Consider the following 12151-nt stretch of genomic DNA (forward strand, 5'->3'; position numbering starts at 1 on the left):
TCTCTATCGCTAGGTCACTGTAGGTATTCGACGCGCCTCGCTTGCCAGTCTTTTGCTTGTTCTTCCAGGCGCTCAGCACCCCTTCATCTATCCAAACGGTCAGGCTCCCTCGGGCCTCCAAGGCGGCATGATACTCTGACCAGTTGCAGATGCGGTAGCGGCTTTTCATGCTCTCCCTTACTTCGACTATTATCTCAACCGTATCGATTCATTCTTGCTCATCACAACTGCCTATCGAACGATTTGTGCAACAAAGCCAGTCAACCTCAAAACGCAACGGCATCAAGTCGCTCCCTAGCGTCCGGGACAGCAAATAAACCGAAGTTAATGACCGGCTGAGCAGGGTTCAGACGCTCCAGAGCGATCGCGACTTCATTCACAGTGGCGATCGCATCCATCGCTGACCGAATTCTCTCAAGCTTCTGGCTCGTGGGTTGACTGGCAACCCAGCCGGATCGCAGGTTCCAAATGGCCATTCGGGTGATGTTCCCAAAGGCGATACAGCGAATGTCTCCAGCGGTCGGATTCATGCCTGCTGTACGCAGCTCTGTCAACTCGTGACTGATGATTTGGGCGAGCTGAGCCCCGTTCTTAAAAAGCCCGGTGCGCAGGGTGGTGCCGCGGTGACGACAGACAAAAACCGTATCAACAATGGACGATCCGGTTCCGTGAATATGAATGGAGCCTCCCATTTCCGCGGGGCAGGGCAGAGACGCAGAACAGGTTAAGCCCGCATCAAGAATGGCCATCGCAACGGCAAGATAGGCATCCTGCTGGTTGTGGTGGTAGGTAAACACCAGGGGAGCCCCTGGTTTAAGCGCGGCAGCCATACGGGCATAAACTTGAGCTAGCCCTTCAGCAAAGTGGTTGATGCCTCGTGCGGCAGTGTCATTACCGGTAAGTTCATCGCGGTGACGAGTCGTTTCCTGGTCAAGCCCTGGAAAATCAGCTCCCATCAGTTTCCGCAGCCATACGTAGCAAAAGTGCATCAGCTCCCCATACTGAACCATGCCATAGTAAGGCGGATCGGTGAAGACGGCATCCAAGCTGTGATCTGGGAGTTCGAGGGTGGTTTCCGAATGACAGCGCAGGTCTACGGTTCGAGAATAGGGTTTGGCACCCTTTGGGCTCTGCTCCCCAATCCATTCTCCATCAATTTTTACAGTGTGTTTTTTCCTGCCTTCAAATGCGACTTCAAAAGGCGCTGTGCAATATTGTTTCGCTTTGGCGTATTTCTCAATGATATTGATCCAGCCGCCAGATCCTACTGGGAGACCGTTGCCTTTTCTAATGCCAAGAAAATTGGATTCGACCTGAATATAGCCCACTGGAAAGCCATGGATTGAGAAAATATCCAAAGATTTAAGCGCCATAGTGTCATAGCGACACAGCATATTTTGATACCGCAATAGGTCAGAGAAGTTAGTCGCAAAGGCGCGGCGCAAGCGATGATCTTTAATTTGGGCGATGAAGCCTGCTGCCGTTTCGAGTGCTAACAACTGCCGTGGGTTGAAAAGTTCTTTAAACTGTTGGTAACCCCAGCGATGTAATCGATTGGTTTCATCTCCCTGAGGAATATCGTCTTCGGGCACGTAGGACGGGAATAAGTTCGACCAAAGATATTGGGCCTTATCCACCCGAGCTATGTCATCGGCATCGGGCTTTTTGAAGAGTCGGCCCGATCGCCCTTTCAAATCGGGGCTATAGTACTCGATCGCAAAAAGGCGGTGCGAAGGTGACCCATTCCCGTGAAAAGGGGCCTTATTGACGTGGCCACAGTGAGGACAGACACACTGGCTGCGCTGAACTGGCCCTTTCATCGTGAGTGCTGCTCCGCAGGTGCAGGAACCAGGATTAGCCGGATCGGCCACTTCGTTCAGGTTGCCACAGCTCGGGCAAACTAAAACATAGGCCGGATGCCGCACATCTTTGGCCAGAACATACCCAGGGAACAAATCAAAGCTTTGGTTGCAAGCCGTACAGATTCCTGTTTTGACCCAAAGAAAGTATTTAACCTCAACATCCTCCTGGCCTGTGATCGGGCAGCGGGTTTGGTAGAGCAGGCCAATCTCATTTTTAAGATACGCGAGGAGATGATCGGCAGTTTTCAGGTAGGCAGACAGGTCAAGCTCAGAAATTTCTTCCTGGACAATCCAGGTAGCCATTGGATTAATATCAGCACCAATCACGCTACAGCCCAGGCGGTTGGCTTCGAGGAGGGGCGTTCCACCACCCATAAAGGGATCGCAAATGGTTAGCCCTTCAAAATTGTGTGAGCTATAGTAGGTTTGCTCGACCGGCTGCTCCTCAAATTCAGACAGGATAAGGCTGCGGAAAAGGGTCCCAGGACGGCGGGCAAACCACTTGTGAACGGCGATAATGGGTCGATAGTTCTGCTGAATTTGCTTTTCACGCAAAGCCAGCTTAGCCGTAAACGCAATATCAAAACTGAATTCTATCGACATACGTTAGGTAAAAGAGTTAAAAATAAGTAGTTCATCAGCACTCGTCAAAACATTCAGAACATCCTCAATGGCTAGTAATTGATCGATTCTTCTATGGTGCTTAGTGATGTAGAAAAGTTCTGTCTCACTAGGGCTACTCGAACAGATCAGAATGGGTTCCGGTTCTTTCGAAAATAATTTCCTCAGCTGACTTTTTATAAATTAGAAGCCAGTTTGGCTCAATGTGACATTCGCGCCTATCTTTATAATTGCCGATGAGTTTGTGATCTCTATACCGGGACTCAAGAGGCTCTTCACTGACTAGTTTTCGCATAACCGCCTTGATTTTATCTTCCTTCTTGCCTTGTTTAATAATCTTTTTAAGATCTCGCTAAAACTGTCTGGTATAAGAGGGTTTTAGCATCAGATGCCAAGCTGATCGAACATCTCACTGGCGTCATTGAAGCGGACAATATTTTCACCCGCGTCGGTATCTTTGAAAACCTTCTCAGTCATTTTATTAGGTATAACAACATCAAATGGGAGGCCATTACGCAGCTTGACCTGATGATAAAACAGCGTGATTGCCTCCGTCGTAGATATGCCTAGCTCTTTAAACAAATGTTCGACTTCAGCCTTGAGCTCAGGATCGATCCTCGCCCTCACAGTTGCCTCTTTTGCCATCGTCCACACTCCTTCAATAGATAGTCATATTATAGCCCAAGTGGGCTACATCTAGCTGTGCTGCATCACTATCTGGTTGAAGCGTATTAGCGTTTTTACCGGATCTGCTGGACTGGCCCGCGAGCTGCGTACTGGAGAAGGACCTAGTGCCTAGAGTACTCCGTCTCGATTTGAGCGTCATTATTCCTTTCTATAGCGGTTCTCATGCGGATGAGGTACAGTAGCAGTCTTTTGTGAACCAGTTACGAATATCTTTCAAAGTGACTTGAGAATAGGCAGATTTAATCGCTTCTTTTAATGCTTGATAAGTCTGTACGCCAACTGTATCCAAGATATTCTTGACCTTTGACCAAAACGGTTCTATGGGTGAGAAGTCCGGCGAATAAGGCGGCAAAAACATGAGCCGCGCACCTACAGCCTCAAGCGCAGTATTCACCTCTTCCGTCGCTTTATGCGTCGAACTATTATCGACTACGAGCACCGCCCCAGGCCAAAGGTTGGGGCCACTCGACGGATGATAAGTACTTATGCAAAATTAATTACGAATTCCTCACCAAAGCCGCACAGCATCCTTTCGACCTCCTCCCTCAAATTTTGGTAACTTTCATAGGCCCTGAACTCCATCCACTCATACTTCATGAATCGCCATAGGATCTCAGCCAGGTTCAGCTCGGGCGAGTAAGTGGGCAACTCAAATAGATAGACACCGCGCTCCTTCCACTCGTCGAGTTTGGCCTGTACCGCACCACTGGTATGAATCGAGGCTTGGTCTAGCACAATCACCGTCGGCTTGTCTACCACCGCAAAGAACGTATCAATGCACAGGATGACCACAGCACTGGTGATGCTCTGCTCTGACACATAGCTCTCTAACCGGCCCCGGCGATGCATGAAGGCGAGCACATTCAACTACTTAGTAACTGCTTCGATTCATGTGCACTTCTTAGCAACAATAAAAACTGACTCCTTCGCCGGCTGCCATTCGTAGTCAATGCTAAAGCCGACATTGGTCAACATAGACACAAGCTCCTGCTTGTCGAAGCGATTCACATAGGGGGCCAAACCTAAGAGCTGCATAACCGGAATCAACAATCGCCAGCGGAACTTCAAGTCAGCAATCAGCACGGTGCTGGATACAAATATGCCTCCTGGCTTCAGCAACTTATATACTCTTGAAATTGCCGCCTCCACATTCTCCAAGAGATGCAATATGTTGAGTCCTAGCACGGCATCAAAGCCTTCCGCTTCCAACCCCAGGCTATCCAGGGTGCCCTGTTGAAAGTCGATGTTTTCGATACCAGCATCCCGCGCCTTCCCTTCGGCGATATCCAACATCTTGTCCGATATGTCGATAGCGAGAATATGCTTGATGTGGGGCGCGTGGATAATGGCCGTGCTGCCAGTACCGCACCCGAACTCCAATACAGACCAGTCAGGTTGTAAGTACTCCTGCGTGATTGCCAGTTTTTTTTGATAGCTTTTCTCGTCCCGAACCGGACTTTTGGCGTAACGAGACGCAGTTTTGTCCCAAAATTCTTTCGGATTCTTCAATTTGCTGCCCCCTTTTTGACTTTCACTGATTTGTTGTTACGACTACTTTCTAGGGGCTGTGTTGCATGAATGTCCTGAAACCCCTGCGTATCAAGGGTTTTGCAATAATACTCGTTAATGAGAAACCTTTGCTATATAAGACTTTCAGCGTACTTGTGCAACAAAGCCCTTTCTAGGGATAACTTGAGAACACAACTATTACCTCAACAGCAGATTTGCTGCATAATACAATACCCTCCTCCGCAGACGTTACCTGGCAAATCTGCTAGATAACACCGTACTTTTCTGGAATTATATCGAAACTTTGCGGGATAAGTCTGAGAAGTCAGGGTGCTATACAGCACACTCGATAGTGAATCATGGTGATTAGGGGCTTATCGGTCATTTGAGCTAGATAACACCCCGAATACGGAGTTATCTAGCATCAAAGCTATGACGCAATCCCAGTCGCCTCGCCTGCTGGATTAGGTGAGGGAGTCTATTTGCCTGAAGCATTTTAGCTATTTCTATATCGCCAAGTTTTGCAGATTGAGCTGCCTTACATCGACGATACTTAGCGAGCCAAGCCTTCTGAGCGCTTGCCTGTGATATTTACCCAAATCGACGCGGCCTATTCCCACTCAATCGTTCCGGGTGGCTTGGAGGTGATGTCGTAGACGACGCGGTTGACGCCTTCGACTTCGTTGACGATGCGGTTGGAGATGCTTTCTAGCAGGTCATAGGGAGCGCGGGACCAGTCGGCGGTCATGCCGTCTTCGCTGCTGACCAGGCGGAGCACGACGGGGTAGGCGTAGGTGCGCTGGTCGCCCATGACGCCGACGCTGCGAACCGGCAGAAGGACGGCGAAGACCTGCCAGAAATCGTGGTAGAGGCCGCTTTTGTTGATTTCGTCGCGGACCACGAAATCGGCGTCACGGAGGATGTTGAGTCGCTCTTTGGTGACTTCGCCGATGATGCGGATGGCCAGGCCGGGGCCGGGGAAGGGGTGGCGGCGGACGATTTCATCCGGCAGGCCGACCGAGCGACCGACGTTGCGGACTTCGTCTTTGAATAGCTTGCGCAGCGGCTCGACCAGCTTGAACTGGAGATCTTTGGGTAGGCCGCCGACGTTGTGATGGCTCTTGATTTTCACCGCGACCCGCTCGCCGGTTTGCGGATCGACATTGGTATCAGCCGATTCGATCACGTCCGGGTAGAGTGTGCCCTGGGCCAGGTAGTCAAACGGCCCCAGGTTAGCCGAGCCTTCTTCAAACACGCGGATAAACTCGTGGCCGATCCGCCGTCGCTTTTCTTCGGGGTCAGTGACGCCGACCATTTTTTCCAGGAAGCGATCGCGCGCATCAATATACTCCACCGGAATGTGAAACTGATGGTCAAAAATCTCCAGCAGTCGCTCCGGCTCATACTTGCGCATGAAGCCCTGGTCGATGAACATGCAGGTGAGCTGGTCGCCAATCGCCCGATGCAGCAAAAACGCCAGCGTCGAAGAATCGACCCCGCCCGACAGCGCCAGCAGCACCCGCTGGCTGCCCACCTTCGCCCGGATTTCGCGAATCGCCTCTTCGACGAAGGTTTCCATTGTCCAGGTCGGCTCGCAGTCGCAGATGTGGTAAACAAAATTGCGAATCAGGGCAATGCCGTCATCGGAATGGACGACCTCTGGATGAAACTGGACGCCGTAGAACTTGCGCTCGTGATCGGCGATCGCGGCACAGGGCGTATTCTCCGTGTGGGCCAGCAGCTCGAATCCGTCCGGCAGTCGCGTCACCGAGTCGGCGTGGCTCATCCACATGGTGCCGCCGTCTTCCACATTGGTCAGCAGGTCGGTGGGGTCGTCAATCCGCAGGGACGCCTTGCCGTATTCGCCGCGCTCAGCCCGATCCACCTCGCCGCCGAGCTGCTGCACCATCAGCTGCATGCCGTAGCACACCCCCATGACTGGAATCCCCAGGTTCCAGATTTCCGGGTCGCAGGCCGGGGCTTTCTGGTCATAGACCGAATTGGGGCCGCCGGAGAGGATGATCCCTTTTGGGTTGAGCTGCTTCAGCTGCTCAATAGAGGTGCGGTAGGAGAGCACTTCTGAGTAGACCTGGGTTTCGCGAATTCGCCGGGCAATTAACTCGGAGTACTGGGAGCCAAAGTCAAGAATGACCAGCATCTGGCGGTTTAAATCGGGCAGATCGGTCGTCTGAGTCGAATTGGCCTGAAGATTTTCGGTGTTCTGGGTTTGCGGAGTCACGGTTGAGCCTACGGTCAGGGTGGGTGGACGAGGGAATTGAGCAATCCTTTAGATATTTTGCTACCACAAAATGTTCAAAACGAGCGCCTGGAGCCGAGCGCTGCGTTAATTCATAAAGTGGTTATCAGATAAACTCTAAAAAGATGGAATTTAAAATTATTCTAATTAGATTAGCAAACCTCGGGCAGTAGCGAAGCCCCGGTTTCACTTTGCACAATCGGCTGCCGCTGCCGGTCAAACAGCAGGCTGCCGACCGCAACTGGCCGCTCCGTATGGGTTTGAATGTAGGCCGCCGCACGTTCGTCAATTCGGGCGGCGATCGCGCCATACACCCGCCCCACCCGCTCCGCTCCGTCCTGATCCAACTTTCTTAAGAGCTGCAATCCCGCTTCCACCGTGGGACTGGCCATAATTCTTTGCACGATCGCCGTCTCTAAACCGGCATTGGCACAGTGGGCCGCTAAAATTTCCTGCCGTCCGTCCGCGACGTGGTGATGGGTGTGGAAAATGCCGCCGGCCAGCTTGATTAGCTTGCCGTGATAGCCAAATAGCAAAATGCCGCGAATCCCTGCCAGTCCCGCCTCCACCAGCATTGGCCCTAACCAGTTGGCAGTCTTCACCTGCCGCTCGGGCGCGATCCCCATCTGGCGCGATAGGTCCAGCCCGTTCTCCCCCAGGCAGAAGACTAGCGAGTCGTAGCTCTGCGCCTTTTCCCGCAGCTCGACTCGAAAATCGGCCAGCTGCCCCGGTGCGCTCAGGGGCTGCGAAATGCCGCTGGTGCCCAGTAGGGAAAGGCCCTCAACCACGCCAAAGGCCGCGTTGCTGGTGCGCAGCGCTAGACGCCTGCCCTCGGGTAGGAGAATGTGAACCTGGATTTTTTTACCCGGTGGCAGCAGTCGGGATAGGTTGGTTTGCAGCAGCGATCGCGCATAGCCATAGATCGCTGCATCGCCGGTCTGAGCCTGGTGGCCAATCCCTTCACCGCCTTCCAGGCTGATCGCTTCGGTCTGCTGCGGGGGAGCCCAGCGGACGATCGCCCAAACTGGCGTATGGCGAGTCAGGTCCAGATTGTCCCCAGGGTCGCTGCGGCTAATCGCCAGAACGGAGCCGTCAGGGAGTGGGGCTAGCTGCTCAATCGGAATTTTGACGGCAAAGTCGGGTTCAATCAGCCCGATTTCAACCGATTCAATCGGGGTACTGGAATCGAGCAGGTGACGCAGCGCGGCGACTGCACTGGCACAGGCAAAAACTGGCAGCGTGTAGCCCGCCTGGGCAGAAGTCTGCGATTTCAAGGGCGCTTGGCTCATAATTGAAGGAAGCTCACCTGCGGACCCCCATTTTAATCAACCCATGCCTGCTATTGACTATCTTCGGATCAGCCTGATCGACCGCTGCAACTTCCGCTGTGCCTACTGTATGCCAGAGGGGGCTGACCTGGACTATGTGCTGCGCGAACACTGGCTGAGCCAGGACGAGATTCTGACGCTGCTGCGGGAAGTATTTATTCCATTGGGATTCAATCGCTTTCGCCTGACCGGCGGTGAGCCGCTGCTGCGGCCCGACGTGGTGGAGCTGGTGGGCGCGATCGCGGCTCTCCCCCAGACCCAGGACCTGGCGATGACTACCAACGCCTTTCGCCTGGCTGACCTGGCTCAGCCCCTCTATGACGCTGGCCTGCGCCGAATCAACATCAGCCTGGACTCGCTCGACCCGGAGACCTTTCGGCAGCTGACCGGCGGTCGCGATCGCTGGCAAACCGTCTGGGCTGGAATTCAGGCCGCGCATCGGGTGGGCTTTTCGCCGCTCAAGCTAAACGTCGTCGTCATCCCCGGCGTCAACGACCATGAGGTAATGGATCTGGCGGCCCTGACCCTGGAGCGGGAATGGCACGTGCGCTTTATCGAATTTATGCCGATTGGCAATAGCAGTCTGTTTACCGATAAGGGCTGGGTCGATTCGGAAACCATCCGGCAGCAATTGCGCGATCGCTGGGGACTGACTACTTCTGCCGTCCAGGGCAACGGCCCCGCCGACGTATTTAAGCTGCCGGGGGCGAAGGGAACCGTGGGATTTATCAGCCAGATGTCCGAGTGCTTTTGCGATCGCTGCAATCGAATGCGGCTTTCGGCGGACGGCTGGCTGCGTCCCTGCCTGCTGAACGAAACCGGCCAGATTAACCTGCGATCAGCGCTCCGTGAAGGACGACCCCTGGCTAATATTCGGGCTCAGGTGGGCGAGCTGGTCACAGCCAAACCTGAGGTCAACTTCAAAATGCGCGACGCAGGCGTCACAGGAGCCTACAGCCGCACAATGTCCCAAATTGGCGGGTAGAAACAGCCCCAAACTCAGAACCCCCCAAAATTGGGGGGCAGGGGGGCCACTCAGGACAGCCTATCAAAGAGTCAATTTAAGCCAGAATAAGGGCACTTAATAAGACACCTAACTCTGCCCTGCTCATGACTCCTGCTGGCGTAAGCGGCGTTGCCACTCAGCATCGATTTCGGCCTGCTGAGCCGACTGGTCAATCAGGTCAGTCTCAGTCGTGTAGATCGCGTCTTCGGCCCTGATCACCGTCTGGCTGGCGAACTGCTGAGCGTAGGCCAGCTTTCTTTGAAAAGCTTCTCCCGCCTGGTTGAGCGCAGCGGCGCGGTCCTGGCGCTGCTGATTGCGGCTCTCAATTCTGCGATTCTGACGCTGCACCCAGAAATAGCGGACCAGGGGCACGGCCAGAAAGGCAACCCCGTAGGCCAGCAGCAGCCAGTAGATCGAGTTGACGAACGCCACCAGGCCACCCAGCTCAGCCACCAGGACCTGATCCTGTAGCAGGCTACCGAGCACGATCGCGCCAATCAGGTTGGCCGCACCCAATCCAATCGACAGCATCACCTGGCTAGAGGTTGCCGCCGTGAACTTATGGGGCAGCTCCTTCAGGTAAGCCCCGACGGAGCGCCGCTCTTGGCGGGCTGCCGTCACTTGCAGCTCTGGAAAATAGTAGATGAGGTCGCCTTGCGGACTAACTTCGGGCTGACCGTTGAAGCGGGTCAGTGTCGGAAGCATATAGTCTTCCGACTCCTGGGTCCAGCCCTCGCCGACATCGTCTAGGTAGGGCGCAACTTGCTCCGCCGTCGTCGTGCCGCCGTTGTTGCGGATGGTGGTCGCGATCGCGCTCCAGCGCCGTTCTTCCAGATCAGCATTGGGGTCACCGTCACCAAAGAGGAACGAGAAAATTGCCTCAAAGAAGTTCAGCTTCTCTCCCTGATTCAGCCGCTGCTGCCGCTGCTGCCGCCGCCGCCGACCGTAGTCAAAGTCGAGCCACCAGAAAATATTTGGCCCAAACCAGATGCGGGGTATAAACACCATGCCGCCGCCAAAGGAGCCGCCTCGGCCCCGATTATCGCGCTGGTTTTGCTGGGCGCTGCTAGCGGCCACGACGATAATCATAATTGTCAGAAAAATCAGCACAATCGACAGCAGCAGCATCACGCCAAACGACAGGCGGATCAGATAAAACAGAACCTGCCAGACCTTTTCCCAGGTTTCTTGCAGCTGAATCTGCCAGTGCTTATTGCGCAAAATGCCGCGAAAGTTTCGAGGAAACTCATAGGCAATCTCGCCTGCTTCAGAGACCTGCATATGGGCCTGGGTATCGGCTGCCAGTGCCAGCAGTCCCTGTTGCGCTATGGGCAGCTCTATCCCGGCCTGGGCGGCGACATCGCCTACGGTGACGCGGTAGTCTAGCGCTTCTACCGCCTGCATGACTGAATGATTCAAGGTCATGGACCTTCCTCAACTGATACGGGGTCCGTTCTGTACCAGTATAAATTGATAGATAGGATGACGTGGGTTAGGTAAAGGGTTCGGTTTTCCCATGCAAAAAGCGACCCGCTGACGAGTCGTTTTTTGTATAGGAAGGGCTAACCGGTACTAGACCTGGGGGCCTCTACCCAGAACCTGATCCTTCAGCGCGTTCATTTCGCTGATCAGCTCACGCCGGTTGGAAGCTTTAAGCAGATAGCGAAGAACAAACCAGCCGGTAAACGTCAGCCCGATGAGCTCAAACAGCGGAGCTAAAACCGGCACATCGTTGATCGCATCTAGAATTGCCAGGGTGAGCTTAATTGCCACAAACAGCCCAAAAACCAAGCCGAGCGCGATCAGGGGTCGCCTGTACTCGCCGACAAATTCTGACAGATACTTGTCCAGCTCTCCAAATCGAGAGACCACCTGGTCAAAGATGCGGCTGGCCTGAGCCATCGTATCCGATGTCGAGTTTTCGAAGGTTTTATCTTCAAAGGCCTGGGTTGTTTTGGTGGGGGAGGTCCCTGCTTCAGTCGTTGCGGTTTCAGCCGCGACGCTGTCAGCAGGAGTGAATTCTTCTTCAAATTCAGCGCTCATAATTAATTCATAAAAAGCAACTAGGTAGGATGGACTATCTTAATCAATTCAATAATCCGTTCAGAAACTGACTAGACCCTAGAGCAGGTCTGCTCTAAATGCAAGATATTGTAGCTATTCATATTAGCGCGTCTATCTTAAGGTGATCGCTCTCTTAGAGACCATAGCTAGGCTATTCGTGAGGTAAGGCAATCGGCTGACAGCATCTATTCCCCTGAAAGGCTCTCCAAAGAATGGATCAGGTTAAGCAAGCGGCGGCCATCGATAGCGATTATCGGATCGGGCTTTTGCACAGGGGTAGAGCGTCGCGGTGACGGATATTGCACAAACCGGGTTGAGCCGGATCGCCTGCGCCGAGATGAAGACACCATAATGCGTTAACCAATAACTGGGCTGGGAACTGTGCGGTCAAAATAACGATTTAGGGAGCATACTAGCCCCTTCAGTACAGACTATCCCGTTTTGTCACAAAACTCTGACAAAACGGGATAGTCTGCTTTACAACATCGGACCGGACTGGGCCACCAGAAACCTTTTCCCGAAATTACAGAGCAGAAATGAAAACAATTGCGATCGCGCCCATCCCCTGCCGACGGACTGACTAGAATGGGAAAACCATCGCGTTCAGCCCGGTTATCTATCGAGACTCTCTACGGCGAGCTAAGAGGACTTAAACCCAGTCAGCTCAAACAGCTCCAGCGACTATACCACCAGCGCCTGCCGATCGACTGCCTGACCACGCCCGAGTTTGCCCAGCGGCTGGGGGCGGTGAGTGCGGCGATCGACCAGCCGGTTTGCGTTTATATCAACCGGCGGGGGCACGTGATCCGGGTGGGGG

The 12151-nt window shown here is 53.6% G+C and carries 10 protein-coding genes and 3 pseudogenes; 2 read left to right on the forward strand and 11 right to left on the reverse strand.

Translation table 11 applies throughout. The features are described 5' to 3' along the window. From IQ241_RS23915 to cbiD, 9 genes and pseudogenes are all read right to left on the reverse strand, one after another. A pseudogene (locus IQ241_RS23915) lies at positions 1 to 166 on the reverse strand (transposase); the annotation flags it as partial. Positions 167 to 266: 100 nt separating this feature from the next. Beyond that, positions 267 to 2465 carry a DUF1156 domain-containing protein gene (locus IQ241_RS23920; RefSeq protein ID WP_193912108.1) on the reverse strand — a complete coding sequence of 733 codons (2199 nt, stop codon included), beginning with the start codon at positions 2463 to 2465 and terminating at the stop codon, positions 267 to 269. A 133-nt stretch (positions 2466 to 2598) separates the two neighbouring features. Next, positions 2599 to 2823: pseudogene (locus IQ241_RS23925) on the reverse strand (type II toxin-antitoxin system RelE/ParE family toxin); the annotation flags it as partial. A 44-nt stretch (positions 2824 to 2867) separates the two neighbouring features. After that, entirely contained in the window at positions 2868 to 3128 is a 261-nt protein-coding gene (locus IQ241_RS23930) for a type II toxin-antitoxin system RelB/DinJ family antitoxin (RefSeq protein WP_193912110.1), read from the reverse strand. Positions 3129 to 3330: 202 nt separating this feature from the next. Continuing rightward, the gene (locus IQ241_RS23935; protein WP_193912112.1) at positions 3331 to 3609 is read right to left on the reverse strand and encodes a transposase; all 279 of its coding nucleotides are present in this window, start codon (positions 3607 to 3609) and stop codon (positions 3331 to 3333) included. A 44-nt stretch (positions 3610 to 3653) separates the two neighbouring features. Then, positions 3654 to 4031 (reverse strand): transposase, encoded by a 378-nt coding sequence (locus tag IQ241_RS23940; protein ID WP_322743781.1) that lies wholly within the window; start codon positions 4029 to 4031, stop codon positions 3654 to 3656. A 27-nt stretch (positions 4032 to 4058) separates the two neighbouring features. Continuing rightward, positions 4059 to 4679 carry a class I SAM-dependent methyltransferase gene (locus IQ241_RS23945; protein WP_193912116.1) on the reverse strand — a complete coding sequence of 207 codons (621 nt, stop codon included), beginning with the start codon at positions 4677 to 4679 and terminating at the stop codon, positions 4059 to 4061. Between the two features lie 610 nt (positions 4680 to 5289). Beyond that, entirely contained in the window at positions 5290 to 6837 is a 1548-nt protein-coding gene (gene guaA / locus IQ241_RS23950; RefSeq protein ID WP_193912126.1) for a glutamine-hydrolyzing GMP synthase, read from the reverse strand. A gap of 251 nt (positions 6838 to 7088) precedes the next feature. Next, positions 7089 to 8225 (reverse strand): cobalt-precorrin-5B (C(1))-methyltransferase CbiD, encoded by a 1137-nt coding sequence (cbiD, locus tag IQ241_RS23955; protein WP_193912118.1) that lies wholly within the window; start codon positions 8223 to 8225, stop codon positions 7089 to 7091. 43 nt (positions 8226 to 8268) lie between these two features. Here cbiD and moaA point away from each other — a divergent pair, with 43 nt between their 5' ends. Next, complete coding sequence (moaA, locus tag IQ241_RS23960; protein ID WP_193912120.1) at positions 8269 to 9249, forward strand: GTP 3',8-cyclase MoaA; 981 nt, start codon at positions 8269 to 8271, stop codon at positions 9247 to 9249. Positions 9250 to 9372: 123 nt separating this feature from the next. Here moaA and IQ241_RS23965 read toward each other — a convergent pair whose 3' ends face one another. Both IQ241_RS23965 and IQ241_RS23970 read right to left on the reverse strand, forming a co-directional pair. Then, positions 9373 to 10695, reverse strand: a complete 1323-nt coding sequence (locus IQ241_RS23965) for a hypothetical protein (protein WP_193912122.1) — start codon at positions 10693 to 10695, stop codon at positions 9373 to 9375. A gap of 147 nt (positions 10696 to 10842) precedes the next feature. Further along, the gene (locus IQ241_RS23970; protein WP_193912124.1) at positions 10843 to 11313 is read right to left on the reverse strand and encodes a CAAD domain-containing protein; all 471 of its coding nucleotides are present in this window, start codon (positions 11311 to 11313) and stop codon (positions 10843 to 10845) included. Positions 11314 to 11919: 606 nt separating this feature from the next. Between IQ241_RS23970 and IQ241_RS23975 the strand changes: the two are divergent. Next, a pseudogene (locus tag IQ241_RS23975) lies at positions 11920 to 12151 on the forward strand (hypothetical protein); the annotation flags it as partial.

Origin of the sequence: Vasconcelosia minhoensis LEGE 07310 (assembly GCF_015207255.1) — a bacterium.
GTDB lineage: Bacteria > Cyanobacteriota > Cyanobacteriia > Phormidesmidales > Phormidesmidaceae > Vasconcelosia > Vasconcelosia minhoensis.

Excerpts from the sequence above, each read along its gene's own strand:
- guaA (WP_193912126.1), bottom strand. The coding sequence starts at position 6,837 with ATGCTGGTCATTCTTGACTTTGGCTCCCAGTACTCCGAGTTAATTGCC.
- cbiD (WP_193912118.1), bottom strand. The coding sequence starts at position 8,225 with ATGAGCCAAGCGCCCTTGAAATCGCAGACTTCTGCCCAGGCGGGCTAC.
- moaA (WP_193912120.1), top strand. The coding sequence starts at position 8,269 with ATGCCTGCTATTGACTATCTTCGGATCAGCCTGATCGACCGCTGCAAC.
- IQ241_RS23965 (WP_193912122.1), bottom strand. The coding sequence starts at position 10,695 with ATGACCTTGAATCATTCAGTCATGCAGGCGGTAGAAGCGCTAGACTAC.
- IQ241_RS23920 (WP_193912108.1), bottom strand. The coding sequence starts at position 2,465 with ATGTCGATAGAATTCAGTTTTGATATTGCGTTTACGGCTAAGCTGGCT.
- IQ241_RS23970 (WP_193912124.1), bottom strand. The coding sequence starts at position 11,313 with ATGAGCGCTGAATTTGAAGAAGAATTCACTCCTGCTGACAGCGTCGCG.
- IQ241_RS23930 (WP_193912110.1), bottom strand. The coding sequence starts at position 3,128 with ATGGCAAAAGAGGCAACTGTGAGGGCGAGGATCGATCCTGAGCTCAAG.